This window comes from Niallia sp. Sow4_A1, assembly GCF_052116745.1.
In the GTDB taxonomy this organism is placed as follows: domain Bacteria; phylum Bacillota; class Bacilli; order Bacillales; family Cytobacillaceae; genus Niallia; species Niallia hominis.
In genome coordinates, this window is the sequence record NZ_JBQKKM010000003.1 from 97018 (window position 1) to 123684 (window position 26667).

At 34.4% G+C, this 26667-nt stretch carries 31 protein-coding genes and 1 pseudogene; 3 read left to right on the plus strand and 29 right to left on the minus strand.

Annotated elements, in window-relative coordinates; genetic code table 11:
• Positions 1-57: 57 nt before the first annotated feature.
• Together ACTQ5K_RS02645 and ACTQ5K_RS02650 are read right to left on the minus strand one after the other, a co-directional pair.
• Complete coding sequence (locus ACTQ5K_RS02645; RefSeq protein WP_031537592.1) at positions 58-1869, minus strand: ABC transporter ATP-binding protein; 1812 nt, start codon at positions 1867-1869, stop codon at positions 58-60.
• Positions 1862-3616, minus strand: a complete 1755-nt coding sequence (locus ACTQ5K_RS02650) for an ABC transporter transmembrane domain-containing protein (protein WP_031537591.1) — start codon at positions 3614-3616, stop codon at positions 1862-1864. The genes ACTQ5K_RS02645 and ACTQ5K_RS02650 overlap by 8 nt, the downstream gene beginning before the upstream one ends.
• Positions 3617-4139: 523 nt before the next feature.
• Here ACTQ5K_RS02650 and ACTQ5K_RS02655 point away from each other — a divergent pair.
• Positions 4140-4592, plus strand: coding sequence for a GNAT family N-acetyltransferase (locus tag ACTQ5K_RS02655; protein ID WP_251630086.1), 453 nt, complete (start codon positions 4140-4142; stop codon positions 4590-4592).
• 472 nt (positions 4593-5064) lie between these two features.
• Here ACTQ5K_RS02655 and ACTQ5K_RS02660 read toward each other — a convergent pair.
• From ACTQ5K_RS02660 to ACTQ5K_RS02670, 3 genes and pseudogenes are all read right to left on the minus strand, one after another.
• A pseudogene (locus ACTQ5K_RS02660) lies at positions 5065-5430 on the minus strand (PIN domain-containing protein); the annotation flags it as partial.
• A 74-nt stretch (positions 5431-5504) separates the two neighbouring features.
• Positions 5505-5642, minus strand: a complete 138-nt coding sequence (locus ACTQ5K_RS02665) for a hypothetical protein (RefSeq protein ID WP_155986794.1) — start codon at positions 5640-5642, stop codon at positions 5505-5507.
• Positions 5643-6859: 1217 nt separating this feature from the next.
• The gene (locus ACTQ5K_RS02670; protein WP_441993554.1) at positions 6860-7378 is read right to left on the minus strand and encodes a hypothetical protein; all 519 of its coding nucleotides are present in this window, start codon (positions 7376-7378) and stop codon (positions 6860-6862) included.
• Positions 7379-7737: 359 nt separating this feature from the next.
• Between ACTQ5K_RS02670 and ACTQ5K_RS02675 the strand changes: the two genes are divergently transcribed.
• Positions 7738-7998, plus strand: coding sequence for a hypothetical protein (locus ACTQ5K_RS02675; RefSeq protein ID WP_441993556.1), 261 nt, complete (start codon positions 7738-7740; stop codon positions 7996-7998).
• A 23-nt stretch (positions 7999-8021) separates the two neighbouring features.
• Positions 8022-8240, plus strand: coding sequence for a helix-turn-helix transcriptional regulator (locus ACTQ5K_RS02680; protein WP_441993558.1), 219 nt, complete (start codon positions 8022-8024; stop codon positions 8238-8240).
• A gap of 92 nt (positions 8241-8332) precedes the next feature.
• Here ACTQ5K_RS02680 and ACTQ5K_RS02685 read toward each other — a convergent pair whose 3' ends face one another.
• The 24 genes from ACTQ5K_RS02685 to terL form a co-directional block, all read right to left on the minus strand.
• Complete coding sequence (locus ACTQ5K_RS02685; RefSeq protein WP_441993560.1) at positions 8333-9010, minus strand: peptidoglycan-binding protein; 678 nt, start codon at positions 9008-9010, stop codon at positions 8333-8335.
• Positions 9011-9071: 61 nt separating this feature from the next.
• Positions 9072-9296, minus strand: coding sequence for a phage holin (locus ACTQ5K_RS02690; RefSeq protein ID WP_441993562.1), 225 nt, complete (start codon positions 9294-9296; stop codon positions 9072-9074).
• Between the two features lies 1 nt (position 9297).
• Positions 9298-9492, minus strand: coding sequence for a hemolysin XhlA family protein (locus tag ACTQ5K_RS02695; protein ID WP_101731236.1), 195 nt, complete (start codon positions 9490-9492; stop codon positions 9298-9300).
• Between the two features lie 91 nt (positions 9493-9583).
• The gene (locus tag ACTQ5K_RS02700; protein ID WP_441993564.1) at positions 9584-9718 is read right to left on the minus strand and encodes a hypothetical protein; all 135 of its coding nucleotides are present in this window, start codon (positions 9716-9718) and stop codon (positions 9584-9586) included.
• Positions 9719-10276 carry a hypothetical protein gene (locus ACTQ5K_RS02705; protein ID WP_441993566.1) on the minus strand — a complete coding sequence of 186 codons (558 nt, stop codon included), beginning with the start codon at positions 10274-10276 and terminating at the stop codon, positions 9719-9721.
• A gap of 1 nt (position 10277) precedes the next feature.
• A complete protein-coding gene (locus ACTQ5K_RS02710) occupies positions 10278-10595 on the minus strand; it encodes a spike base protein, RCAP_Rcc01079 family (protein WP_441993568.1) in 318 nt (105 codons plus the stop codon).
• Between the two features lie 86 nt (positions 10596-10681).
• The gene (locus ACTQ5K_RS02715) at positions 10682-12730 is read right to left on the minus strand and encodes a hypothetical protein (protein WP_441993570.1); all 2049 of its coding nucleotides are present in this window, start codon (positions 12728-12730) and stop codon (positions 10682-10684) included.
• Entirely contained in the window at positions 12730-14367 is a 1638-nt protein-coding gene (locus ACTQ5K_RS02720) for a phage tail spike protein (protein WP_441993572.1), read from the minus strand. Before ACTQ5K_RS02720 ends, ACTQ5K_RS02715 begins: the two co-directional genes overlap by 1 nt.
• The gene (locus ACTQ5K_RS02725) at positions 14367-15074 is read right to left on the minus strand and encodes a phage tail protein (protein ID WP_101731240.1); all 708 of its coding nucleotides are present in this window, start codon (positions 15072-15074) and stop codon (positions 14367-14369) included. The genes ACTQ5K_RS02720 and ACTQ5K_RS02725 overlap by 1 nt, the downstream gene beginning before the upstream one ends.
• Position 15075: 1 nt before the next feature.
• Complete coding sequence (locus tag ACTQ5K_RS02730) at positions 15076-18153, minus strand: phage tail tape measure protein (protein ID WP_441993575.1); 3078 nt, start codon at positions 18151-18153, stop codon at positions 15076-15078.
• On the minus strand, positions 18154-18528 hold the full coding sequence (locus tag ACTQ5K_RS02735) for a phenylalanine racemase (RefSeq protein ID WP_441993577.1): 375 nt from the start codon (positions 18526-18528) through the stop codon (positions 18154-18156).
• 59 nt (positions 18529-18587) lie between these two features.
• Entirely contained in the window at positions 18588-18890 is a 303-nt protein-coding gene (locus ACTQ5K_RS02740; protein ID WP_144546188.1) for a segregation and condensation protein B, read from the minus strand.
• 18 nt (positions 18891-18908) lie between these two features.
• Positions 18909-19382: a phage major tail protein, TP901-1 family gene (locus tag ACTQ5K_RS02745; RefSeq protein WP_101731243.1), complete on the minus strand. Its 474-nt coding sequence runs from the start codon at positions 19380-19382 to the stop codon at positions 18909-18911.
• Between the two features lie 12 nt (positions 19383-19394).
• On the minus strand, positions 19395-19802 hold the full coding sequence (locus ACTQ5K_RS02750) for a DUF5072 family protein (protein WP_441993579.1): 408 nt from the start codon (positions 19800-19802) through the stop codon (positions 19395-19397).
• 4 nt (positions 19803-19806) lie between these two features.
• Positions 19807-20142: a hypothetical protein gene (locus ACTQ5K_RS02755; protein ID WP_441993581.1), complete on the minus strand. Its 336-nt coding sequence runs from the start codon at positions 20140-20142 to the stop codon at positions 19807-19809.
• Positions 20139-20459: a hypothetical protein gene (locus ACTQ5K_RS02760; protein WP_441993583.1), complete on the minus strand. Its 321-nt coding sequence runs from the start codon at positions 20457-20459 to the stop codon at positions 20139-20141. The genes ACTQ5K_RS02755 and ACTQ5K_RS02760 overlap by 4 nt, the downstream gene beginning before the upstream one ends.
• The gene (locus ACTQ5K_RS02765) at positions 20456-20770 is read right to left on the minus strand and encodes a phage head-tail connector protein (RefSeq protein WP_441993585.1); all 315 of its coding nucleotides are present in this window, start codon (positions 20768-20770) and stop codon (positions 20456-20458) included. Before ACTQ5K_RS02765 ends, ACTQ5K_RS02760 begins: the two co-directional genes overlap by 4 nt.
• Before the next feature lie 19 nt (positions 20771-20789).
• Positions 20790-21065, minus strand: a complete 276-nt coding sequence (locus ACTQ5K_RS02770; protein WP_441993587.1) for a hypothetical protein — start codon at positions 21063-21065, stop codon at positions 20790-20792.
• A gap of 14 nt (positions 21066-21079) precedes the next feature.
• Positions 21080-21946: a hypothetical protein gene (locus tag ACTQ5K_RS02775; protein ID WP_441993589.1), complete on the minus strand. Its 867-nt coding sequence runs from the start codon at positions 21944-21946 to the stop codon at positions 21080-21082.
• Positions 21947-21962: 16 nt separating this feature from the next.
• Positions 21963-22571, minus strand: coding sequence for a DUF4355 domain-containing protein (locus tag ACTQ5K_RS02780; RefSeq protein WP_441993591.1), 609 nt, complete (start codon positions 22569-22571; stop codon positions 21963-21965).
• Between the two features lie 86 nt (positions 22572-22657).
• Complete coding sequence (locus tag ACTQ5K_RS02785; RefSeq protein WP_441993593.1) at positions 22658-23557, minus strand: minor capsid protein; 900 nt, start codon at positions 23555-23557, stop codon at positions 22658-22660.
• The gene (locus tag ACTQ5K_RS02790) at positions 23557-23832 is read right to left on the minus strand and encodes a hypothetical protein (RefSeq protein ID WP_441993595.1); all 276 of its coding nucleotides are present in this window, start codon (positions 23830-23832) and stop codon (positions 23557-23559) included. Before ACTQ5K_RS02790 ends, ACTQ5K_RS02785 begins: the two co-directional genes overlap by 1 nt.
• Positions 23832-25163 carry a phage portal protein gene (locus ACTQ5K_RS02795; protein WP_441993597.1) on the minus strand — a complete coding sequence of 444 codons (1332 nt, stop codon included), beginning with the start codon at positions 25161-25163 and terminating at the stop codon, positions 23832-23834. Before ACTQ5K_RS02795 ends, ACTQ5K_RS02790 begins: the two co-directional genes overlap by 1 nt.
• Positions 25164-26633, minus strand: a complete 1470-nt coding sequence (gene terL, locus ACTQ5K_RS02800) for a phage terminase large subunit (protein ID WP_441993599.1) — start codon at positions 26631-26633, stop codon at positions 25164-25166. It lies immediately after the preceding gene.
• Between the last annotated feature and the right edge of the window lie 34 nt (positions 26634-26667).

Genomic DNA, 26667 nt, shown 5'->3' on the forward strand with positions numbered 1-26667 from the left:
CCGCAAATACTGCGGAAATCTTCGGTTTTTTATTCGCTTAAAAGGCTTTTTGCTATTTTAAGTAAGTTCTACTTGATGCTCTACCGTTTCTTCAATAGAATCTGCCGCTCCATTTTGAAGAAGATACATTTTATAATACAATCCCTTTTGCTGAAGCAATTGCTGATGATTACCTCTTTCAACAATATTTCCTTTATGAAGGACAAGAATTAAGTCCGCATCTTGAATAGTAGAAAGACGATGAGCAATTGCAATTGTTGTTCTACCTTTACGCATTTTTGATAAGGCAAACTGAATTGCCTCTTCTGTTTCTGTATCAATATTTGCGGTTGCTTCATCCAAAATCAAGACTTTCGGATTGGTCAAGATTGTGCGCGCAAACGCAATAAGTTGGCGCTGTCCGCTAGAAAATGCAGAACCTCTTTCCACCACTTTATGATTATATTGATCCTCTAGCTTTTCTATAAACTGGTTCGCTTGCACAAATTTTGCCGCTTCGATTACTTCTTCGTCCCGAACTTCCCTATTATATAGACGGATATTATCCTTTACTGTCCCATAAAAGAGGAACGGATCTTGTAGTACCAAGCCCATTTTCTCGCGGAGTTCATGCTTGCTGAAGGTCTTTAACGATTTGCCGTCAATAAGAATATCCCCTTTTCCAAAATCATAAAACCGCATAAGTAGATTAACAATCGAGCTTTTTCCACTTCCGGTATGCCCTACTAATGCAACAGTTTCTCCTTCGCGAGCAGTAAAGGAAATATTTTTCAATACATCTTGTTTGCCATCATAGGAAAATGTAACATTTTTGAATTCAATAACTCCATTTTCAATTTTATTCTTGCTATCGGGCACAAGAGTTGGCTCTAAATCTTCCTCATCCAAAATAGTAAATACGCGAAACGCAGATACAATTGCTTGTTGGTATAGCGATAAACGCATCATCATATTATTTACAGGTTCGAAAAAACGGTCTAAATAGCTAACAAACGCGTATAATACACCGATTTCAATTGGATTCGTAAAAGAAGATATTCCAAAATAACTTAACACAAGAATTAGACCTAAGACATAGACTAGATCTATTGCTGGTCTAAGCAATAAACCTTCAAGCTTTATATTCTTCATTCCTGCTTTATAGTGCTTTGTATTAATATCATCAAACTCCGCATTTAATCTTTTTTCTTGTCTGAATACTTGAATAATATTCATTCCCTGTAAAGATTCGCTAAGTTTCGCATTTAACTGGCTTAATCGTTCTCTAATATCCTGATAAAAGCTAGCACTATACTTTCGATACGTATAAATAATAAATCCAAGAATCGGCAGTAAAATTAAACAAATGGCACCGAGCTTTACATTTAACACAAACATCGCGATTACGATGCCAAATATCATAAATCCACTTTGAATAAAAGTCGCAAGAACGCTAACAAACATATCTTTAATTGCCTCTGTATCATTCGTAACTCGCGAAACAATACTTCCAGCGGGAATTTTGTCAAAAAAGCGTAGTCCTAGTGTATGAATTTTTGAAAATACATCAACTCGAAGCTGCTGGATAATGTATAACGCTATTTCTTGAAACTTAAACAATTGAAAATACATAATTACGACATTCATTATTTGAATAAGAATATAGGTTATGCCCAATACCGCTAATGGCTGTAATTCTAAATTTCGTGGTGTTAAATAATCATCAATAAATACTTTAATTAAGTACGGTCCTGCAAGTTCTCCCAATGTTGATAAAATTAGAAGAGCGAAAGCAATCATTACCGCTTTCTTGTGTGGTTTAATATAACGCAATAAACGAAACAATACTTTTCGCTGTTGTTCACTCGTCAATTTAATTGTCTTATCCATTTGTATCCCCCATGCTGACCATTACTTCTAAAGCTTGGCGATGGTACATCTCTTTATACCAACCATTTTCTTTCACAAGCTTTTGATGGTCCCCACTTTGAATAATTTGCCCCTCATCTAATACAATGATAAGGTCTGCATGCTCAATTGCACTTAATCGATGTGAAGTAATGATCGTTGTTTTCCCTTCCCTATTTTCCTTCAGGGCTGTTAAAATGGTTTCCTCGGTTTTTGCATCCACCGCTGAAAGGGAATCATCTAAAATAAGAATTTCTGGATTCATCAGAAGTGCTCTTGCAATAGAAATCCGTTGTTTTTGACCACCAGATAAGGAAACTCCTCTTTCTCCGACAACTGTGTCGTAGCCATCTGTAAACATAAGGATATCCTCATGAATATTTGCCAACCTTGCAGCCTCATGGATTTCTTTCTCAGAAGCATTCGGATTTGTAAAAGCAATATTTTCTCTTACACTAGCGGAAAAGAGAAAATGCTCCTGTGGTACATACCCAATCGAAACTCTTAATGCATCTATATCTATTTGTTTTATTTCTGTCCCGTTAATCATTATCTTTCCATCGTAATGATCATATTCTCTAAATAACAATTTTAAGAGTGTTGTTTTCCCAGCCCCAGTTTTCCCTACTATTCCAAGTGTCTGCCCTCGTTTTAAATGATATTGGATGTTTTGTAGAACGTCTACTTTCTTGTTATAGGAAAATTTTTTCAAATCGTACATAATGTCTCCTGCTGGAGGAGTCTTGATAGCTGCTGGATTATTGATAATATCAACTCTGGTTTCAAGCAACGCAGTAACTCGGTCGTAAGACGCTCTCCCTCTTTCCATAATATTAAAGAGCCATCCAAATGCAAGCATTGGCCAAATCAGTAGTCCCAGATAGGTAGTAAAGGAAACAAGCTGTCCTAAACTGAGTTCACCATTAATAACATAACGAGAGCCAAAAACAATCGCTAAAAAGAAAGAGATACTTACAATAATAGAGATGGTCGGATCATATAACGCATCCACACGAGCCACCTTAATATTCTTATCTACAACATCAAGAGAGGACTTACGAAAATCTTCTATATCTTCTTTTTCTTGCCCAAATGTTTTTAATACCTTTATTCCCGAAATACTTTCTTGTGTCTTATCATTTAAAGAAGAAAAAGCAGCCTGTGCTTGATGAAAATATTTATGTATTAATGAGCCATAATAGCTAGTCAATATTGCCATTAAAGGCATGGGTAATAAACAAATAAGCGTAAGTTTCCAGCTTATGGTTGTAGCCATTGCTATAATAACAAATCCGCCTGTTGCTAATGAATCAACTAGTGTAAGCACTCCCTGCCCAGCTGTTTGCTGGATAGCTTGAACATCATTTGTTGCATGTGCCATTAAATCCCCCGTGCGATTTCGCTGATAAAAGGACTGGGACATCTTTGTAAAATGACTATATAATTGATTCCTCAATAATTTTCCAAGCTTGACAGCTGATCCAAATATCATCACTCGCCAATAATAACGTAGCACATACATGGCTATAGCTGATGCAACTAGAATTCCTAACCACTGTAATAAAATGGACCAATTCAACGTCCTTCCTTGAATATGGTCAACTACAATACCAACTACTCTTGGAGGAATAAGCTGCAGAACTGCAACTAAAATCAACAGGAAAACTCCTCCAACATATGCCTTCTTCTCCTGCATAAAATACCATTTTAAATCGAAAAAAACTTTCAAACTTATACACCTCTTGTCTGTTGGAAACTAATTATGTAAAAATACCCTTCATTAGTTTAGCAAAATATTTAGGAACTGGAAAGAAATTTTATTATATTTTCAAAATATTTAATGGAGTAAAAATATTAGTTCTTTTAGGATGATATTACTTTATTAATCGTCTTTTTATCTAGTGTGTATGTTGCTTTATATTTCTCGATAATGTTTTGTCTATTTCCCGTCTCTCCTCCTAATCGAATATGTGTTCGTATATAAATTTAGTTTAATATCGCCATTGTTAGCTGTCAATACAAAAAGGAATAAATGTTCGAATAACTCATCTTTTGTAATATGGTTTAAAAAAATTTAATTAAATTAATTTTCTGTATATATGTTATAATAAAAAGGTTGTTTATTTAGAAATCAAATTTGTTAAAGGAGGCGTTCATTATGACAAGCAATTTAATCATATCGATTCCAAGGGGAATATGCCTAATTAACAAAACTATTTAGGATTCCCCAAATTTGAAAAGGGGAAAAAATGATGAATACTGCCAAAGTAAAAATTGTAGAACTGAATGCTGATAATTGGTATACATGCTGTGGATTAAACTTATCAGAGGAACAAGCAAAATTTATGGAACCAAATGCTATATCTATCGCTCAATCTAAATTTGCACCAACTTTGAATCCGTTTGCTATCTATTATGAAGAGAATGTAGTAGGTTTTTTAATGTTCAATTCTTCAATCGAAGAACTTGGTGGACATTGGATATATAGAATCATGATTGATAAAGATTTCCAAGGACAAGGGATAGGAAAAGCAGCCACTTTATTAATGGTAGCGGAAATGAGAAAAATACCTGATCTCAAAAAAATTGTGGTTGGCTATCATCCCGAAAATAAAGCAGCCCATTCTTTGTATTCCAGTTTGGGGTTTATTGATAATGGAGATAGATTTGGGAAAGAAATGGCTGTTGTTAAAAATATAAAATAAAGCTTCTATCAGAATGGACATCTATCCTTACTGCAACTAAGGTTGGGACATAAACATTGCAGCTAACAATAAATACGAACGATTATGCGGTTAGTTTACATAATCGTTCGTATTTATATTTTAGAAAAAGGTTTAAAAATGAAGTGAAATGGAGCGGAGAACGGTCGACTCCTGCTGGAAGTAGAGCAAGCTTTAGACCCCACAAAACTTAAGCCGAGGAGCCTTTTTTTAATTTATTTACATTCTTTTTAAATAATCCAAAAAGGAATCCTTCATTTCATCTTTTAAATAGTTGCATCTATATTTTTCATATTTTTGGTCTGAATTAAGAGAAAAAAGATAGGTGGAATGTGGCATATTCACCTTTTCTCCTATCTAAAATAAACAGACCTTCACCAATTGTACTAACCTCAAAAAGTTAAATTCTTTATTATAACTTTTAGCAATCAGTATAAATTTAGGAGAGGGTTTCTCATATTTCATTAATTAATTCGATAAAATCTTCAGCAGAAAGAACATTGAATGAATATTGTGATACATCGAACATGCCGCTTTTATAGTCATTTGAAATAATAAAGTCTGCGTTATAACCTATGGCACATTGCACAAACATTAAATCTGTTTTATCTTTAATCTCAGAAACATCATCCATATCTGCTATATTTACTGAACTACCATAATAAAATAATTTTGAAATGTAATTTAAAGTTTTCAATCTATCATTTTTATCATCGATAAATTTTCTAGCGAAATTTTTAGTAACATATAATAATTCGCCTATACTATCTTGTGAAAAACCTAAATATATTTTATTATCTCTTATTAGTTTAAGAATAGTTTGGCAATTTGAATTACCATAAAACTATCCTTGAATGAAAATGTTTGTATCAATAACTACTTTATACTTTTTCGTCATCTTCTTTTATAATCTAATGCTTTTTTAATTTCATCAGGAGTTAGATTTTTTTCACTAATTGTTTTTTGAATAATGTCTTGAAGATCATCCATGAAGTCTAATACTTGGTCTTCTTTTTTTACGACTGTTGCCATGTCTTTTTCCTCCCTATTATCCATATTGTAACACCACCTTAAAAGAAGTTATTACTATACTTTATTGCCTATATTGTACCATATATTCCTCTTCGGAAGAAGAAATTCATTGGGATATTTTCTCATTGACAAAACAAAATAATTTGAAATAAAGAATATTTTGTCAATTATCGAGGTTTTTGGAAAAATAAATAAGCCAGGAGTTAAAACCCGTCCTAAGCATTTTCAACAATGTTTTTAATTGTATCTACTAACTCTTCAATACATTCTTTGTGCGAAATTATATATACTCTAGCTGTTGAATAAAGATTCCCTTACAACATACACGTAAATCAATAACTTCAGTCACGTTTGGAAAATTCTCAGTAGCTTGTAATCCTATAACTTCTGCATCTGAAAAAATGGTTAAACCACTTCCTTCACCAAAAATCGATATACCAAAATCATTAATATATTTGAATTATTAGTTCGAGAAAGGTAACTAAGGCGATTCAACTTTTCTAGCAATCTTCTCTTCATATTTTTTAGATTCAAACCCTAAGAGGAATGCTCTGTGATCTTAAACATTGAAACAATAATTTGAGCTTGTAAACCCTCTAATTGTATACTTCTAATATAAGCTTTTACATCATGTACTGTTATAAAATCTTACACAGTAATTCCTTTTTTCTCTTGTAGATAATGTTTCATCGCTCGATACTCTTGATTTTTGTTAATAATTTTTTTGTGAATCTAATACAAAAAACCACCTTCCTATTGGTTTAGTTTCCAACAGAATAGGCGGTTTTAACTAGTTTGATGACAGATTAACCAATTTCACTTAAAACTTCTATGTTTGTTTCATCTATCACTAATAATCACGTTATAAAAACGAATGATTGCTATCTAATCAACCAAGAGAATAGGATGTCACCCCTTGTTACCAAGGGAGCTCGTCTATTATTTTCCTTGTTGCTTGTTCATCGCTGTCATCATTTGATTGATTTTCTTTTGAGAAGGTTTCATTAAAAATCAGTTATAATCGATAAAAATGTTGATTTATCAAGGTTTATTATCTATTCAATTCTACTAATCTATTATGAAAAATATATCATGATTAATACGGCTTGTCCATAGATACTTGAAAAATCCAACTAAATTTTATTTATTTTTCTTTTTATAAGGAATAGACGGAATGTTGATTAACAACACACCGTCATAACATTATTCTCATGTATTCAAAAAGCACTCCCTATATCCTTCAACAGATTCAGTATTAACGGACTAATCTGAATCAATACATAACCTAATCCAGCATTCATTATTGAACTCCATCCCTTCTCACTCTTTCCAAGCATAAAGAAGAAACATCCACCTACAATTATTACACTTGCAACTGGAAAAGACAGCGCAACAAGAACATCAACTAATGGATCTAAAGCATGTGCTAATGTCTCCATTGCAGTATGACCAGCAAATTCAGTCGCGGCATTAACCGGAACAGCTACAGGACTAGCAGCAAAGGCAGGTTTAGCTAATAATAATGGAATAGTTATAGATGTTCCTACTCTCCTAATTACCTTACCTACATTACTTTTGGACTTTTTTGTCTGTAAGTTTTCATCCCCCAAAGTTGGGGAGTGAAATTCCTCCTTTAAAGACGTAAACTTGACTTTTTTATTACTCTTTTTGGATGCGTAATATTTTTCTTTCTTATACTTTCCACTCATAAAATCATTAAAAGCGATAGTCTCCATTATAATCTCTCCCTTTAAGTTAACTCCGACATTATGTCTGTGTTACTGAGTAACTTCATGTCACTGAGTAATTTTTTATGTCACGCTGTACTAATTACAATTTTAGAATCTCAGAATTCAAAAAATGGATATTCAAATATTCTTATCTATATCTGAAGATATTTGAATATCGCGATTACCCATAATTGCTCATACAAGATTAGATAAGTGCATTATAGACTGTTTGTACAATATTTCTTGTCCACTCAAATATTTTTTAAAGGGGTGATATAAATTATGTAGAATCTAATAATGTGAGGTGTTTTAAAAGTTGATTAAGAATTATTTTAGCTGAGGGGTATTTTGATTAAGGGGGAACTATGTTAATACATATTGCTATTTATTATGATACACATTATCCAGGCTTAGGCAGTAATGGAACACTATCTCGTGGTAACTACGAAGTCGATTCACTTGAATATACAATTGATCCCAATCGAGAAGCATCAAGAGTCGCAAAAATAGCATGTGACAAATTGATTAGGGAAAACGTAAATAAGGTCACTCTAAATAAAATAATTTACAATGAGACGAATGATATTACAGATAAGGTTAGAGAGCTATACATCAGCAGGAAATGAGTCTAAGAAGGTGGGAGAAAGAAATGACAACGCGCAAAAAAGAATTATTAACGGTTAAAGAAATGATGGATATTACTGGATTAGGAAAAAATAAAATATATGAATTATTACATAGTGGGGAATTTACAGTCTATAAATTCGGATCAAAATTTATGGCTTTAGAGAAGGATTTCTACGAGTGGTTATATTGTAATAATAAAAAGAAAAATTCATATGTGTTTAAAGTAAAGGGACTCAAATAAACGAGTCCTTTTACTCTATTCATCACCGCATGTTTTATGAGGTATTTCCGTACCTCGGTATTTCGACGCAATGATATTATAATACTATTAGATTATTTATTCAACTGTTTCAACATTGCAGCTCTTGTATTCTTTCCATATATACCATCAACAGGGTTACAATATACACTTTGGAAACGTCTTAACGCATCATCTGTTTTAGCTCCCCATATACCGTCTACAGTTCCACATTTAAAGTAAAGTTTATTCAATGCTGTTTGAATCTGCTTTACTGCAGCCCCTTTACTTCCCTTCTTGTATGTACCAGTAGGTAATGAGTATGTTTCTTTCTTGGTTGTAGTTGACTTAACTTCCTCTTCAACTGTAACCTTACCAGTGTATTCTAAATGAGGATAATCAACAAACCCTTTCCAATCTCCACCCCATTCAAAGCCCATAGTTTTAGCAATGGTAGCTACTCTTTTCCAATCAGCATTCACAGTCCAGTACGCAGCTGTTCCTTCTTTATTGGTTAAACAATAATCAACCGCAATTCCTTTGTTATGGTTAGATTGACCACCTTTAGCATTAGTAACAATATTACCTGGCTTAGTACGACCTTGTGCATAGAGTTCATCTTGTTCTGCATTAGATCTGTAACCATCTGTGATTAGAACATAGATTTCTTCATCATAACATTGTTTGATTAAATCCAATACTTTCTCCTTTACTACTTCTTTAACTGCACCCATGCGCTTAACTGCTTTCTCTTGTAATGTTTTTACTGACATGCATAACATCTCCTTAATATTTTTTTAAATAAAAAAAGCAATAGCGATTAGTTATCACTCTTTACTTGGTTAAGTTATTTGCTTGTAATACTTCTTTTTGTTTCTGTCCTTTTTTACTTAAGTAATTATTTTTCCAGCCGGCATACAGTATGTATAAACCAGAACCTACAGCGATAACATCATTCACTAAGTCTTCTGAAATAGTTTGATAACCTAACATATTTAATACCGAATTAATAACTGCAACAATCAATAATGCGAATCGTGTTACGCTTGCTTTATCCATTCTAAATTCCTCCTTGTAATATTAGTCCCAAAACAGCAGCAATTATTGCTCCTACAACAATCCTTAGTAACCAAGTTGTATTACTTTTAATCGATGATAGATCTTCCTTAATGTCCTTGATGTTTGTTTCCGCAACGGCTAATCTGGTCTTAACATCTTTCATTTCATCTTCTAATTTGGAAACACGATGCTCCATTGCATCACCTCCTTAAAACATAAAAAGGACTCCTCCTTTATGGAAGAATCCTTAAATTAATATTTAATTTAATTACCGCACAATAGTATCCTTACTCTAATATCTCAATCACAAATTCATTTTCTCTTTCTTCAATAACTCGCCAATTAAATTCTTTAGTATCAGGTTTTATAAAAACCTCACCGTTAGTATCAACCACTTCAACTTTAGAAATAGTAATGATCATTTACAACTCCTCAACAATTATGTCATCATAAATCATTCCTGATGTATTCCAACTGCCAACGCCTATCTTTGTTTGTTTAGGGTAAGCCCCATCTTCAACTGACATGACTTCAATACCATTAACAAAGCATTTAATCAAATTATCTTTTACTATAACTTTAATTTTATCATTTGGACTTGGAACTGCTAAATTGGTTTGCGCGATTTGCGTAGAGTCTCTGTACAATTTGTAAATTCCTGAAGCATTAGACATAAAATAAGCTTTCCCACCATCTAAAGCTCTGAAGAATACTCTTGAACCAGATAAATTATTAACAAAAGTCACATTTACAACAAAATCAGATAAACCGGTTTCTGCGCTAATGAAATCTCTTTGACCACTTGTTTGAACTAGCATTAATTGTTTGTTTCTAATTTCGAATGTACCTGCTTCTATTGACCACGGTTGCCCTGTTTCAGCATTTCCAACAGTTCCATCAGGTCTATTAAACCGGTCAAGCAAAAACATCTTTTTCGACTTACTTATAACTCCTATAGATAACGCATTAGCAATAATCATCTTAATATACCGCCAATATATTCGTTGCTGTTGTACCTGTTGCCTTTATTTTCGTCACACAAAGTGGATGGATAACGCCTGCTGCTAACGATTTAAAAGTTACATCGGAACCATCTTTCATTGTTACAGCTACATCTCCGCTTGTACCTAGATATAATCCCGATGTTACTGATATTACTGTTGTATCATTAGGTGTTACTACAACTGCACCAGTCGCTTTACTATCTTCCATCATGTCCGCCACATTTGCGGTTGTCCCATCTTCTTTTATAAATCGACCATTTTGACTAGCTCTATATTTCAAAGGATTTTCTGACATTCCATTTCCTCCATTTCATAAAAAATAGCACCCTCGTTTTAGAGAGTGCTTACCGCACAATAGTATCCAACTGTTGATTAAATTAATCACGCATTTAGAACATTATTCCATGCTACGAGTTTATTGTTCACACCGATTCTTGATTGTGGTAAAGTTCCAACTAAACAATTAGTAACATATACTGCATTCATGTAATCGGTAGAACTTCCAACTGAAGCACCTGTTACAGTTTTGTTCATAACACAATCTTTAAAAAATGCTTTGCATCCGTTAGTCTGTACTTCAGCGAAAGATGAATGATAGTCTGAATTTATGTCACTTTGGGATTCCATAATACAATTTTCAATCCAAATTTCACCTTGATCACCGAAACCACCACCAATATTGTTAGGGTTAATCAGTACGCTACTAGGGGCAGAGTTGTGTATTAATGTTAAATCTTTGAAAACATTTTTGTAATACCCTCCTCTTGTCATAGCACCCATATCATCATGTATGTTATATCGACAGTTAGAACAGATGACAGTCAAACCATAAACCTCTGCACCTTTAGTTGTATAACCGACATTTAAAGGTGATAAACTCCAATTTTCTGTAGGAAGATTGCAAAGTAAGGTTACACCATAACCATAAACTTTTTTAGGTAATATATAACCGATGCCACTTATACCCTCTTCCACAAGGTTATAAGTACCTGGATTAATAATTACTGATTTATCATTTGCACGAGCATATTCAAAACCTTCTTTAATAGTAGGATATTTTGTTCCAATACCAATTGTTATTGTGTCTTCATTGTTTGAATATACAAATTTATTATAATACGGATATGATTTAGCTGATGATATTGTGAGATTACCCTCTACTAAAACATCAGTAAACCCTACATGGGATGACTCATTTAGAATTGCATAAACGCAATTGGAAGGTGTCGTGAATTTATCTGTTGTAACTCCATCTATATAGTTTTTGTTTTCATCAAAGAAAACTGTTCCAAATTGTCCTTTGTTAGAGAGTCTTGAATATGCAGTGGATGGCTTGACCTTTATATAGTCACTACATTTGTATGTAGTAACGTATTGTGTGCTTTCAAGTCTACCGTTAGTATAATTACACCAAGTTCCAAGTTGACCTAATGTGTCTACATTAAAAATGTTTTCTCCAGTGGTAATAAGATTACTGAAAGTAGCGTTGATATTATTAATTTTCGTATCAGTATAGACTTTTAACTGACTAGGGTACTCAAATGAGAAATCCACATAATCAGGCATATCTAAAGTTGCAGCCTTTGATTCTACATAGGAAATAAGGAAACGATAATAAGGATATATTGATACATCTAAACTAAAGTCGGTAGTGTACCAACCGTATGTCTTTACTCTGTTACCTTCTAGGGTGTTGTAAGCTGCAACGTATACTTTATATCCGTTCGTTATGGACACATCAATTTTTTTAACATCTCCAGTAAATGAATGCAGTTGTGTAGCCAATTCATACCCTAAGTGGTAAGGTGTTACTCCACCTGTCGCACCATCGTAAACTCCACGAAACCAGTCATTAAACTTAACAGTTGCCTTTCCTTCTTTTATAACCCTTTCGATACTATCTAAGTGTCCTTTAATCGTCGGGTAAGATAATCCATTTGAATCGCTTCTAGCTTGAATAACTTCTGCGTTGTTTCCGTCACCAACTGCTCCTAATACTAAATTATCAACTTGGGTTTGAATGTTATTTGCCTCTGTTTTAGACGCTTTTTGGGCCAACTGTGCGGTAACACGTTCGTTCTCATCATCTAATCTATTACCAATAGTTTGCCAGTTTTCACCTGTAATTCTGTTGGTTTGGGCTGCAACCATTTCTGCAGATGACGGATCTTGTAAAGTCATATTAGAAATCTGATCATCGAATTGTTGTTCTAATATGGTTTGTCTCCCTTTAGTTTCTTCGCTTATTTCTTTAGCTTCAGTAGACACTACGCTGGATATTTCCTCAGCTCTTGCCATTGCTTCTCTTGTGTCTATCCCATGCATTTTTTCTCTAACTTGTCTTGTGTAATTAGCTACACGAGGATCTACTTTGTTTTCATCGTAGTCAATTTCATTAGGTGAAATAGGGGTTGAATCTCTATACTCCATTATTGACCTCCTTCTAATCTTGTAATTTTAAACTCATGCTCGTCTATTTTTCTAGCAATTTCTTCTAATAAATCTCTAATCCTGTAATATCCGTTACCAACTCCTGAACCTTCCGATAACGTGTTATCAATAACTTCAAATGCATATCTAATGTTTACTCCAAAATCATAGTATTTAAAATCATTCGTATTCGAGCTTTGAGATATAAAATACAATTTATTATAGTCGCTGCTCGACATAAGACCATTACTATCAAATGAAGCTAACTGGGCGCTTGGTATGTTATTAACTGTTTGCTCTAATTCATCTACAATGTCGATTAAATCCGTTACGGACTGACTAATTACAGCAAGATCTCCATCCGTTACACTTTCAAAGTTTTGTAGTTGTTCTTGAGTTTGTTGAAGGGTTTGTTTTGTAGTTGTTAACTCAGTAGAGATAGTTCCAATTTTATTAGAATATGACGTTACTTGACGTTCCAACTTCTCCACATTTCGAACTTGCTTTCTTGAGTCAACTTGATATTGAGTAAGTGTTTGATATTTTTCTCCAATGGTTAAGGAAATTTTAACAGGATTAAGTAAATCAATATTCTTCTCAATTATCTGTAGTTGCTCATTTATTCCAAAAACTTCATTTATGACCTTATGACGATTCCCTACTTTCAACTCGTCAAAGGATTGATCTATTAAACTTACATCAACTGGTGTAAGTGAATATGTAATTTTAGTAGCTTTCTGGTTTACTAGAAACTGTTGTCCTCTTGTCTTTATAACACTCTTATCAGTAACATCATCCAATTCGAGTGTTCCTTCAATGACACCAAACTCTTTTATTAGTTCTATATCATCTAAATAATCAAGACCACCATTAACTTCTTTAATATCTATTCTAGCTTGACTTGCATCAGTCGCTTGTTCATCGTCACTTTCAATTCTTGATCCAAGTGGTATTAACCTTGTAATAATCCCGTTTGGATCAATTTCACGTTGCATATCCTTTAAGTTTCTCCGTAATCTAATTTCAGTTGAGGAATTTTCTCCTACTTCGGCTAGGTAATCGATGTAATTACCATCAAATTCTTCCCTAATAACTAAGTATCCTCCCAGCCTGTCTATTAACTTATCTTTAATTGTTGCAAAAGTTTTTTCGTACCCTAAATAGCGATATAAGGAATCATTTGAATCCATTACGGTTACATTCCCTACTTTAAACTGTTTATGGGGCTCAACTTGTCTATTATGATTATCTATAATTACTGTAAAAAAATCTCTAACACTTATATTATGATACTCTCCAAACCGTTGATTTGAGTCATTTAGATAAGCTAATTCATTCTCAATAGCATACTCGATACTAAACATTCCATTATTCGTCATTATGTATGTCGGCTTAAGAATACGTCCTTTAAAAACTATTTTATTTCGTTTAATATCCTTAACTTTGATGAGTGTTTTCATCGATTTAATCTTTCCCCATCCGGGATTATTCGGATTAATTGTGATAGAGCCATTTGAAATACCTTTTATTATCTGTTTGATGTTACCCGCTGACAGCTTCACTTTATTCGGAAAGGGAGAATGAATTAAAGTTCCAAGATTATCATTTATATCATCATAAATTTTAACTTCGTACATTATAATAACTCCTTGAAAAAGATAAACTTAATATTTCCGTATCCTGATATTGTCATTTCATTTTCTCCAATCTCTAACCTAAAAGACTCGCTTCTACTTTCACCAGCAGGGACGGTATAAGTTGTATTATTCTTCATTATTTCCATTTGACTATCACTAATAATAGTTGGTACAACACCAACTGACCCACAATTCATTAAATTAATATTCAAATTTCCATCTATGTTAAACTCATTAGGTTGAGCGTAGTCTAATTCAAAATTAAACTCATCCCAAATATCATTTCCTTCTTCGAGTTTACTTTTCATAAATGGGTATCCTTCAAAGGTAATATCAATTATTAATCTTCCAGGATTGGTTTCATCTGTCACAGATACACTTGTACATTTAGCCCACCAATAATAACCTTTATCATGATCATCGTACAATTCTCCCCAACCATGTTTCATTAGCCAATTCTTGATTGTTATTTCATTGACTTTGCGATATTGATAGTTTTTTTGATAAACTTCAAATTTATAGGAGAGAGTCCTATTTTTAAAAATTCTCTCTCCTAGAATCATTGAGAAATCATACGAACCTTGCATAAACGGTACTTCTTCAGTAATTGTATTCTCTTCAGGCGTGGGAGCCTGACGATTTTTTAAACTCATACCGTATTCCTTTGTATGTATATTAGCAAACTCAAAACCTTCTTTTATTTCCAAATCAGTACCCCCACCTTTCTGTAAAGACTGTTTTATTACCACCTACACGATCATATTCGTTGTAAGTAGCCCCAACAATAGCCCCTGTATCTAACATTATCACTTGCGAACTATTAGCCATTTTTTCCAGCAATGCTTCCATTCGACTCATATCATTTCCAACCGTCTGGTAACCCCCTTCAAAATGATCACTTGTATTCCTACCTGCTTCTCTTGCATATCGCATTGAAACATCATGAGGGATGACTTGTGAACCGTTTGGAAGATTTACAAGCTCTCCACGACCTCCCTCATTGATTCGAGCAAAGCCACCTTGCCAATCGTCGGTACCTCGGGCAAGCATTGGAATTTTACTAATGCTAACACCTGGAATCTTATTGATAAGCGAGACTGCTGCGTTAATGCCTCCTATTACTCCATTTACAAAACTCTTAACTTGGCTTACTAAAGTTTCAACAGATCCAGATATTCCACTAAAGATTCCACTTACAAATGAAGTTAGTCCTGACCAAGCACCTTGAATTGCACTAAATACGCCTGAAACCTTGCTAGATACCTTATCCATGATTCGTGATATAGTGCTGAATACAGAACTGAAAACATTAGATACCGTTGAACTAATCCCATTAATGATAGAGCTTATTTTGTTAATCGCTGAACCAATAAAAGTCATGATATTGCGCCAAACACCACTGATTACAGAAAAAACTATATTAAAAATACCAGTCACCGTAACGATGATTGGTCGAATGACTGCTATTATACTAGTGATAACTCCTGCTATAAAAACAATAATTGGAGTTATCACGGACATGACTGCAGATATAATCCCCGCAATGAAAGCAACAATAGGACTTACTGTTGAAATAATAGCCGCAAAGACATGAACTACAACTGTAATAATACTCATGATGATAGGTAATAGTGCTTGGATTATACCGATAATTAACTTAATAATAGCAATAAATGCTGGTGCTACTGCTTGCACAATATTCATGAAAGATAAAATCAAACTTTGAATAACCGGAAGCAACGAACTAAGAATAACAGCTACTAATGGCATAAATTGAGCTACTAAATCAATAACAATCATGACTACTTGCATGATAATTGGGAACAGCTGATTAAATAAACCAATCAGGATTGGAAGTACTGCGCTAATAATCGTCATCAGTGTCATTCCCATCTGAATAATAACTGGGATTAACGTCGAAATAGCTTGCATGATCAACGGTATGACTGCACTTGCCAATTGACCTAATGCTGTTCCTATAGTGGCTAATACTGGTAATACCATTGAAACAATCTGCTGAAACGCTGCAGTTATTTGAGGTCCGAAGTTCTGGAATAATAGAATAACTGCTTTTATTACAGGGTTAAGACCCAAAAGGATAGAAACTAGTTGAATACCGAAACCACTTCCAACTCCACCGGCTGACTGAAAACCGCCAATAATGCTAGAAAAGAAGGTTGTAAAAATAGGAATTACGGCTTGAATAACGCCCCATATGGTTGTGAATACCGATCCTATTTGCTTTCCCATTGTTCCTAATGCGCCGATAATAGCTGGACCAGCATTGCTAAAGGCTCCACTTAATGAACTGGCTACACTAGATAAAATAGGTTGTATCGTTGTCCACATGCCCTGTAAAATTGGTATGACTGTTTGAACAACTCCCATAATTTTATCTCTGACGAAATCAAAGACCATCATTACGTTATTTCTAAAAGTTTCACTCGTCTTCATTTGGTAAGCAAACGCCGCACCTAATCCAACAATAGCCGCGATAACTAAACCGATTGGACTGATCAAAAATCCAAGTACAGTTCCAAGACCGCCTATTCCTATTGCCATGACTCCTAAAACTGTTAGTATAGGACCAACCAATGCCATAACACCTGCAGCAATCGCAATAATCTTCTTTGTCCCGTCATCAAGACCGTTAAACTTTTCAGTAATTGCAATAACCCAGTTTGCTATTTTAGTGAGTAACGGAGTTAGTTGACTCATAACAGATATGGTCGCGGATTCGATGGCACCACTTAAATTTTCTAACGTCCCGCCTATTCCAGCTTTCATTTGTTCAGCCGTTTCTGCGCTTGCACCGGCAGAATTCTCTAATTCTTTCGTTAGTCCTTTTAACCCTTCTTGTCCCTCATTCAGCAAGATAAGCATTCCACTAGCTGCTTCTGTTCCGAATATAGTTGATAATGCTGCTAGCTTCTGTGCTTCAGTCATGCCGTCCATTGACCCACTTAACTCTCCAACAATCTGATTAAGTGGTTTAAAATTACCTTGTGCATCAATTGCACTAAACCCTAAATCTGACATAGTTGCAGTAGCTTCTTTTGTAGGTGCTGCCAATCTGTTAAATGCCATACGTAGAGTTGTTCCAGCGTTAGATCCATCTAATCCAGCATTCGTCATGATACCTGTTGCAGCTGCTAACTCTTCCATACTGATACCAAGAGAACTTGCTCCTGGTGCAGCGTATTTAAAAGCATAACTCATATCTCCAATGCCAGCCGCTGTCTTATTAGCAGTCATAGCTAAGATATCTGCAACCTTACCCGACTTATCTGCTTCTAAACCGAAACCATTTAATGCACTAGCGACTGTATTAGCAGTTAAAGCTAAGTCTTCTCCTGATGCTTCAGCTGCAGAAATAACACCAGGTATAGCTGCTATTACTTGGTTAGCATCAAACCCTTTAGCTGCCATTTCAGACATGGCTACTGCAACTTCACTACTGGACAGAGATGTACTTGCGCCTAGGTCAAGTGCTGCTTTTGTCATTGCATCTAATTCTGATGCACTCGCACCCGCAATAGCTCCAGCTTTTCTCATCGCCGAGTCAAAGTCTGCAGTCGTTTTAATTGCACCAACAATTGGCGCGGTGAAACCAGTTGTAATCATCATCCCTGACATAGACATGTTCATGCCAAAGTGACTCAGTCTTTCGGTGATTGACTTCGTCATGTGTTCCATTTTTTCAAGACTTTGATGTGCACCGTGCATATGTTTTGTAAAATTGTTTGAATCTGCAGTAATCTTGGCGCTTAAAGTATAATCTGCCATCTATTTACCTCCCTTCTGAGGATTTTTCACACCATTAGCTTTAAAAATCTTCTCAACCCACGACTTGCCTTTTTTCTTCTCAATTTCAAGAACATTTTTAACTGCATCATGGTTGTAGTCTTTATCAACCTTGTGCGCCTTCTTAGCAAATAGATCGATAAACTTCTTACCTTTCTTGCGATTGGCGTTTCCAATTGCATTAAGCGCTGCATTTCGTAACCAAGTGGTGTCATGGAGAAATTTATTTTCGTGTTCTTTACGGATAAACATTTTTTCTTTTTCGGTTAATAAATCAAATTCTTTTTTAGACATTCCTATCCGGACAATAAAAAAAGCTAAATCCATCTCATATCGATAGGACTTAGCTAATTCCATTTTCTTTATATCCGCTGGACTTGGGTTATAATCGTTAGGCAGATCACTTTCGACCAGCTCTAACGGAACATGAAACCCATATCATCTTGTAATTTTTGAACAATTGCTGCATTAACTGTAATCAAACCGTTCTCTTCAATAACCGTCTCAAACATTTTTTCGGCTTCTTTTTGCTTAACAGCAGTATTTGTAGCTTCCTCTACTAATGCCAAAGAAAAGAGAGATTCTAAAACAGGGTATGGTAAAACACCGTTATTTTTAGCCATTTCCCCTATAACACTTGTCTTTGTTACTAATTCAATTGTTTTTAATTTTTGCTTATTATACTTTAATGTGTATACTGTTTCATCTACTGTAAACATCTATTTTCTCCTCCTAAATTAAACTTCTGGTGTTTGTGCTTCATCTTCTAAATCAACCAATGCTCCAGTTCCTTGTAATGAAATCGTATAAGTAACCGCATCGTCATAAGGTGCTTCAATCGGATAACTAGTTAGCAAAGCAAGCCCACCGAACATGTCCGTTTTGGCTTTTTGATTTGTAACTTTAATTAAGAATGGTTCATCACCCTCATATAGAGTTTTTAATTGCTTATGAGCTTCATGATCTCGCACATAGACTCCATCGTTATCAATAGACCATTCTTTCAGCCCGACAATAAACTGTTTCCAACCTTCAGAGTCCTTCGATGTAACTTCAATTGTGTCTTTATCACGATTGATTGTAAGACCTTGTTGACCAGCAATTGCAATCAATTTAGAGCCTGTTGAATCCCAAATAGACAATACAATATCTTTACCTGCAATAGCTTTGTTTAATTGACCTGTTAATTCCGTTTTTAGAGCTTCACTCATATGTAGCCCCTCCTATATCTTCATTTTATAACCTGAAAAAACCACAAAGTCATAACCTACAACTGCATGTTTTGTACCATCAGCTTCATCAAATATTTGAGAAACACCAGTAGGCAGTTGTAGAGTTACTTCATAGTCACCAGGTAAATCTATATCTTCTGTTAACGCTTCTTCTAGTTTTTGAATAGCATTAAAAACTTTTGTAGAGCCATTTCCTTCTGTATGTACATGCATTACAACTTGATACCTGTCTTTCTGCATAGTTTTACTTTTTTCTGGAATAGAGCCAACTATTTCCGCATGATAATATGGTACTAAGTTATCCTTTGATACGACATCATAACATCGCAAGCCTGTATTAGCTTCTACTTTTTGTATGACTGCAGAAAGAACAGAAATAAACGATAATTTTTGTAACATTTATTTACTCCCTTAATTTTTCTAATAAATCCTGCTTATAGATAGGGCGTTGAGTATCAACATTTCGTTTTAAAAAATACTGACCTGGTACATATCCACCATTTATTAAACGATGACCATACTCAACGTGAGGGGCATAATGAACACCATAGCCTACTTCATCCCCTCTATACTGTGCAGATAACCTTAATTGGGCACTATCTACAGGAGTTCCACCTGATCTTTGAGACCTAGCATAAATATCTCGTGCATTCTTTTTTCCGACAGCATCAAAGTCTGCACGACTCTTTTGGATTAATTTTTCTTCCAGTCTTTCAATACCGTTAAAAGTTATCCTCACATTTTTGCACTTCCATATCGATTAACCACTACTATTCGCCATCGACTGTAGTCATTTCCAATGATTTCTGTAACAGAATGATAAAGTTCATCAATCTTTACTTTATCTACTTGGATTAAGGTTTCTTTTTTAGCTTGTGTGATAATTTTTCTATTGTTAACTGTTATATCTCGATTATCTAGAGCTACTTCTTTCGCTGTCCATGAAGAAAAGCGACCTGTCGACTCCCCTATTTGTACTAACTCATAAATAGGATTGTTTAACTGATCGCTTCCTGTTTGCTGCTTTCCATATAATAAGAGTGGCAAGAATCTCATAAGAATCTCAACACTCCTCTATCTACATTATCTTGTTTATTCTTAATTTCTAGATACCTATTCAAGTCAGTTTCATATTCTGCTAAAATATCATCCACAAAAGTAACGCTGAAGGTATCAACATTTTCTGACTTGATACCTTCATTATTTGCTTGTGATTTATTATACATAGCACAAACAACTTCAACTGCTACAGATTCCAATTCAATTGGCAAAACAGTTACACCTAATCGTAAATTGATACGATCTAAGGCGGTTCTGATTAATTCATCAATGAGATTCTCATTAATTCCAGGTTTTCGTATTAGCACCCTATCTTTAATCGCCATATCACTCACCATTTAAGGCTTTTTCGGCTTCGATAGCTGCTTCCTTACCTTTTACCTTTTCACCATTTGAAAGCTGGTAATAAGCTCCTCCTGAATGCTGAGGATATTCAACTTCCACCTTTTTAATAAGTATTTTCTTAGCTGCATTTTGGTTAGTGGAAAGAGCATTTAAACGGCTTTCAGATACTTCTACACCCTCTCGTGGAAAAGTATCTCCTGCCTCATAGACTCGTTTATTGTCTTCTAAATCACTAAAAATGGAAATTACTTTATACATTTAACCACCCTTTCTTACACCGCAGGAGCAATAGTGACTTTCACAACTCCATCTAGACGTTCAGCGAATAGTTTTACTCCTGAAAGTGCAATAGTTTCTGCAGTTAGATTAGACTTCTCAACGTCATGTGTTACACCAATTAGACCTAATTCTTCAGTTGTAAAGTCAAATGCTTTCCCAATCTCACCACCAGTTAATTGAACATATGCAAGTACAATGTTTTCTGGAGCAGTAGCATAAACAGTTCCTTTAGGCACAGAAGTATTAATGAATACTGTATCTACACCAGCGAAATTTTGAATGTATTGTAAACCGAATGCTGTTTGAACTAATACTTCAGCATTTGATAAATAATCTGCAATATCCATTGGATTAACAAACGCTACAGTTTGAGCAGCGTCATCTTCAAAGAGAGTTTGAACTTTCCCCCATGCTTGCGCAAATGCTCCTTGTAAGTTAGTTGCAGTTGCTGCACCTGTTCCTGTAGCTAAAAAACCAAAGAATTCAGTACGAACACCTTTTTGAATCTCTTTTAATAATTTTTCGTCTGTTTCTACAATAGCTTGATCGAATCCATGTCTTTGGATAGATTCCACTGAAGCTGCTTTACGATATTTTTTAAACGCTAATTCAATAGATGGACCCGGTTCAGTAGTTACTTTAGAAAGTGGGATAGTTTCTCCTTCACCTACAGAATCGTCTGCAGCCATTGTTACATTGGATGTATAGGTTTTAATCGTCATACCATTTGCCAAAGGCATTCTACGAGTAACCCCTAACGCTTCTGTAAGTTTATTTAAATTTGAGCCAAATCGCTCCGCAAAGTCAATTGATGATGCTTTTGCTAAGTCGCCAGTTACTGTTAAATTTTGTTCTGCCATGTTTTATTTCCTCCTATTATTTGAACAACTGCATGTGTTCTTTAATTAAATTTTGTCGTTTGATTGGATCTTTTTCTTCCATAATTTGTTGCTTAGTAATCGTTTTGTTGTTTGTTGTAACCTTTGGTGGTTTTCCAGCTAACGCCTTTTTAACACCTTCTTCAACCTTCGTATTGATTAAAGACACAAAAGAGTTTACTGCAACCTGTGTATCTTCTGCTGTATCTTTTACAACAAAGGAAAGTAAATCATCATCTACACTAATTGAATTCTCAGATAGCATTTTAGATGCTTCTTTTGACAATGAATAAAATGATTCTTTACGTTCATACTCAGCTAATTTCTTCTGAAGTTTTTCTAGCTCGTATTTTGCTTTTTCATCTTCATTCATTTTTGCTAATTTCTTAGCTTCATCAATTGCCTTCTCTGCTGCTTTCTTTTCTCGTGCAACACGATCCTTAACCATTTTCTGTACTTCTTCTTCACTATAAGTCTTGCCGGTTTGATTCTTATCTTCATTCTGCGTCTGATTATCCTGAGTTTGATTTGTGTCTTGATTATTCGTATCATCAGTTTCCTCAGAAAAGAATTGAAGATTTAATGGTAATAATTTATCTAATTTCATGATAATTCCCTCTCTTTAGACCCTTGGTGGGGTTTATTTATACTCATGCAGTTTTTATCGTCACCAGCACGGTTGTGGACGAGTTTTTAATTCTCTACAGGAATAACAGTCGTTCTACAACGTGCATGGAATGGTGGATAATTAACTCCTACTTTCGCATCTTCATAGTCAAACTGTTGTCCATCTAAACTTCTACATGTCTTACTAGTCTTTTTATCCATTACTGCAGATATTTCATATCGAGTTATGCCTGTATCAATGAATGCTTGTTTATTAGCTTGATTCATTACAAAGTTATACTCTGTTTGAAGTAACCGCCTAGCATCATTCTCTCCTACTCCTGTTCGATATTGGAGTACTTTAGCCATTTGCCTATATTCATCTCCACGAATAAAGCCATCTCGAATTTCATTGTTGAGTAATCGAATTAACTTTTCTTTATTACCCCATATTCGAGTAGAGAAGTTACCTTCATCAATCCATTTTTCGTTGAGTGTCTGACTCATAGCTATAGAATTAAGCATAAAAAAAGAAGGTGCGTTACTTAACCCCTTCATTGTTGATAGATATCCATTTTCATATGCTTGTTCTAGTAACTTCTGGAAGTTTTCTTCCTCATATGCACCTAATTCAAGCAAATGCATCCTAATATTTAGTTGTAAACCTTCTAGTCTATTAAGTTTATAAATGGACTCCCTAACAGGCATTAAGTGTGTATACTTTGGATACCTTTTAGTAAATGCTTCATAATCTTGATACAAAAGGTTTCTTTCCCTGTCAGATAGGGATAGGACTAGTTTACGATATTCAATAACATCATCTTTTCCATACTTTGTGTAGAATGAAGCTATTTCTTTGTTGATTTGTTCTTCTATACGTAGATACTCTTTGTGCATTTTACGTTCAAATTTAGCATTTCTTTTATCCTGTGAAGTGAATAGTTGAATCATCCTTTGTTCCCAGTAGGATTTTCTTTCAGCATCCATTATTTAGTCTCTTTCTCATAGGTGGATTCAAATAATTTCTGTCTCCAATGTTGAGGTTCACCTTGTTCATCTTTAACTATGTAGTCACCTTCATTAATCTTTATTAAACCATCAGGAGTTTTTAATTCTCCATAAATAACACTTCCAGCATATTGGCTGAATAAAGTTATAGGTTTATCAGGTGCATAAAGTATAAACTCTGGAACACCTTTAGCAAAATTCTTTTTGGTGAATTGCCATGCTTCAACTACAACAGGTTTCTTAAGATACCTCATTATTCTTCACCTTCCTTAATAATAAATTCACCATCTGGATTAGTACTAAAATCAGAAGCTTGACTCTCAATTTCAGCATTCATTCTTTCAATCTCTTGTTTTACATTATCTACAATAGAAAGTACACTCAATTGAGTTTCTTTGGAAACTACACCTTGTAATAGACTAGCCGTGTTTGCTTCATCTGCAATATTACGTGGAATGTTTCTTGTAAACTTATAGTTTAAATTACGCCATTCATCCTTCTTAGATACTTCCATATTAGTAGGTAGATTAAATACCATTTTGAAACGTCTGTTCATACCAGAAGTAAACTTTCTTTCCTTCATCGCAGCTAAATTCTTCATTGGTTGTAGCTTAAACTCTAATGCAACTCCTGAAGCATTACCGAACGATTCATCATTGATATCAGCAACCATGCTAATCTTATGAATCAAGCGTTCTAAACGATCCAATAAATGCTCTTGGCTGTCATCTCCATTTGGTTTTTCCATAAATTCGACTATTAATTTCGTTACATCATCAGATCCATATAAATTTATAATACGGTTATCCCTTATTTTTTGGAGTGTTGTATCATCTAATTCCATTCCAAGTAACTTGAGATAGGCATCCGCAAAATAATCAACATCATTCGCTTTTTCCGAAATAGCTTTATCATATGCATTGATTTGCGTTTCAACTGATTCAAAAATAGATTGTCTTTCTTCATTTTCAATATACTCGATAACAGGAACATCACCATAGTATTGTGGTTTTTCATCTGATAATATTAGCCCATCTTTACCTTCACTAATAGTGATTTCTTTATCACTTGTGAATAATTGACCTTTGATTCCATCATCGGTATTTTGATATCTAACAGCGAATAATGGCTTTTGAGCAATAGTATCATCATATACAATGAACATATCTAAGGGATTGTTGTATGTGCAACAGGTTTCTGATAATTCATTTTGATAAAGTATTTCGAATGCATGACCATAGATTGAAGTCATTTTACTTAGTTCTGCTACATTGTCATCCATATCGTTACGTGTTAGGAACATATCTAAACGTTCACTAATACCTGTATCATCATGTGAAATTTTGATAGGAATACCAATAAAATAACCGTTGAATGTGTCTGTAATATACTTGCTATAGTTAACAACTAGTCGATTATCGGGCTTGTAGGTATCCTTCGCTTCTCTATCTAAGATAGGAGCATTACTTTCGTACAGGTTTTTAAGTCTGTTATAACGTGGTAGTTCTGCTTGATGTAGCTTAATAAATTTATCAATTACTTCTGCATTAATTTCTTCTTCCGATGGATGTATAAATACTACCAATCATATCCCCCCTTTGAAAAATTTGATTTGTGCTCTTTGTGTTCCTACCATTTCAACTATACCTGTTAATGCATCTGCTGCATCATCATTCTTATTCTTCTTATCTTTTTGATAAGTAGTGATTGCTTTGTAGAAATCCTTCCATTTAACATTCCAATCATGAGGAAAATAAACGTGTTTCATAACGAAATGTGAGTTTGAAAGTATGCGAGCTTTTTTATTCTTAGATTGATGAAACCAATCAATAGCAGGTTTACGTGTTTTATGATTCTCCCACAATAAACGTTCTACATTTCTAGCAAATCCACGACCACCATTATTAGACTCGATTTTTGCATAGTCCACTTTATTTTCATGGAATAGTTTAGCTGTATTAGGTTCAGTTACTTCCATACCATCCTTAGAGTAATAAACATCGAGAATGTATGCTTCCCCTTTTCTAACACCGGCAACAATAGAGCATAGATAGTCATTACCTAAGTCTGCTGTATCCGTATATGAGATAATTTGCTCAAAGTCTGGATGACCATTACTATCTGTAGGAATATCATCGTATGTATGTAATTCCTTGTACAATGAACCTTTAACGTCAATTGGCTCTTGATGATAGTTACTCATAAATGCCAATGGATCAGTATTTCTCTTCAAATAAAAATAACGCTCCTTTGAAAGAACGTCTTCACATAACATCGTATCTGTATTTTCATCATAGGCTTCCATTTTCAATATGTACCACTCGTCTGCATCTTCAGTTTGCAATATCTTCCCACATGGATCATCATTAGCCCATCTAGTCATATTCATGATTTCAACTGCGTTAGACTCAGCACGAGAAATAAATGTACCAGTATACCATTTCCATATCTTGTCTAGCGCATCATCATTGGTGGCTACTTCTATATCTTTAACTAAGTCATCACAGATTAGGATATTTGCACCCTTACCAGTAACACCTCCACCAATACCAACACCTTTATATGAGAAGAATGAACCCTCTAATGCCCATGTTTGAACACTAGCGTTACCATCTTTAATTCGAGTGTTAGGGAATACATCACTGTAAATAATGTCAGTAGGAATATTCTTAGTCTCTTTAATACCATCTCGACAATATCTAGAAAAGTCTGTAGCCATATCATCATTATAGGATGCTGTGATGATTTTATTTTGATTATTGATACCTAGTAACCATTTAGTAAAGTTAACTAATGTACGTGATTTGCCATGTCTAGGGGGTATGTTCATCATTAGTTTTTTATACGGTTTATTTAACTTTGAATTGTATAATGTACCCTCATATAAGCCTTGTAGAGTGTCACAAATTCTCTTTAGGTATAATCGGTCATCCATATAGAAGTCAGGTTCTAATACCTTACAGAATTCCCAGAAAGATTTCCTAGCCATCCTTAGTTTCATCTCACGTTGTAATGCTAATTCTTGCTTAATTAGTTCGACATCTATTGTAACCACCTCCCTTTAACCAATAAAAAAAGACAGTCTATTT

Excerpts from the sequence above, each read along its gene's own strand:
- ACTQ5K_RS02645 (WP_031537592.1), bottom strand. The coding sequence starts at position 1,869 with ATGGATAAGACAATTAAATTGACGAGTGAACAACAGCGAAAAGTATTG.
- ACTQ5K_RS02655 (WP_251630086.1), top strand. The coding sequence starts at position 4,140 with ATGAATACTGCCAAAGTAAAAATTGTAGAACTGAATGCTGATAATTGG.
- ACTQ5K_RS02665 (WP_155986794.1), bottom strand. The coding sequence starts at position 5,642 with ATGGCAACAGTCGTAAAAAAAGAAGACCAAGTATTAGACTTCATGGAT.
- ACTQ5K_RS02670 (WP_441993554.1), bottom strand. The coding sequence starts at position 7,378 with ATGGAGACTATCGCTTTTAATGATTTTATGAGTGGAAAGTATAAGAAA.
- ACTQ5K_RS02675 (WP_441993556.1), top strand. The coding sequence starts at position 7,738 with ATGTTAATACATATTGCTATTTATTATGATACACATTATCCAGGCTTA.
- ACTQ5K_RS02680 (WP_441993558.1), top strand. The coding sequence starts at position 8,022 with ATGACAACGCGCAAAAAAGAATTATTAACGGTTAAAGAAATGATGGAT.
- ACTQ5K_RS02685 (WP_441993560.1), bottom strand. The coding sequence starts at position 9,010 with ATGTCAGTAAAAACATTACAAGAGAAAGCAGTTAAGCGCATGGGTGCA.
- ACTQ5K_RS02690 (WP_441993562.1), bottom strand. The coding sequence starts at position 9,296 with ATGGATAAAGCAAGCGTAACACGATTCGCATTATTGATTGTTGCAGTT.
- ACTQ5K_RS02695 (WP_101731236.1), bottom strand. The coding sequence starts at position 9,492 with ATGGAGCATCGTGTTTCCAAATTAGAAGATGAAATGAAAGATGTTAAG.
- ACTQ5K_RS02700 (WP_441993564.1), bottom strand. The coding sequence starts at position 9,718 with ATGATCATTACTATTTCTAAAGTTGAAGTGGTTGATACTAACGGTGAG.
- ACTQ5K_RS02705 (WP_441993566.1), bottom strand. The coding sequence starts at position 10,276 with ATGATTATTGCTAATGCGTTATCTATAGGAGTTATAAGTAAGTCGAAA.
- ACTQ5K_RS02710 (WP_441993568.1), bottom strand. The coding sequence starts at position 10,595 with ATGTCAGAAAATCCTTTGAAATATAGAGCTAGTCAAAATGGTCGATTT.
- ACTQ5K_RS02715 (WP_441993570.1), bottom strand. The coding sequence starts at position 12,730 with ATGGAGTATAGAGATTCAACCCCTATTTCACCTAATGAAATTGACTAC.
- ACTQ5K_RS02720 (WP_441993572.1), bottom strand. The coding sequence starts at position 14,367 with ATGTACGAAGTTAAAATTTATGATGATATAAATGATAATCTTGGAACT.
- ACTQ5K_RS02730 (WP_441993575.1), bottom strand. The coding sequence starts at position 18,153 with ATGGCAGATTATACTTTAAGCGCCAAGATTACTGCAGATTCAAACAAT.
- ACTQ5K_RS02735 (WP_441993577.1), bottom strand. The coding sequence starts at position 18,528 with ATGGAATTAGCTAAGTCCTATCGATATGAGATGGATTTAGCTTTTTTT.
- ACTQ5K_RS02740 (WP_144546188.1), bottom strand. The coding sequence starts at position 18,890 with ATGTTTACAGTAGATGAAACAGTATACACATTAAAGTATAATAAGCAA.
- ACTQ5K_RS02745 (WP_101731243.1), bottom strand. The coding sequence starts at position 19,382 with ATGAGTGAAGCTCTAAAAACGGAATTAACAGGTCAATTAAACAAAGCT.
- ACTQ5K_RS02750 (WP_441993579.1), bottom strand. The coding sequence starts at position 19,802 with ATGTTACAAAAATTATCGTTTATTTCTGTTCTTTCTGCAGTCATACAA.
- ACTQ5K_RS02760 (WP_441993583.1), bottom strand. The coding sequence starts at position 20,459 with ATGAGATTCTTGCCACTCTTATTATATGGAAAGCAGCAAACAGGAAGC.
- ACTQ5K_RS02770 (WP_441993587.1), bottom strand. The coding sequence starts at position 21,065 with ATGTATAAAGTAATTTCCATTTTTAGTGATTTAGAAGACAATAAACGA.
- ACTQ5K_RS02775 (WP_441993589.1), bottom strand. The coding sequence starts at position 21,946 with ATGGCAGAACAAAATTTAACAGTAACTGGCGACTTAGCAAAAGCATCA.
- ACTQ5K_RS02780 (WP_441993591.1), bottom strand. The coding sequence starts at position 22,571 with ATGAAATTAGATAAATTATTACCATTAAATCTTCAATTCTTTTCTGAG.
- ACTQ5K_RS02785 (WP_441993593.1), bottom strand. The coding sequence starts at position 23,557 with ATGGATGCTGAAAGAAAATCCTACTGGGAACAAAGGATGATTCAACTA.
- ACTQ5K_RS02790 (WP_441993595.1), bottom strand. The coding sequence starts at position 23,832 with ATGAGGTATCTTAAGAAACCTGTTGTAGTTGAAGCATGGCAATTCACC.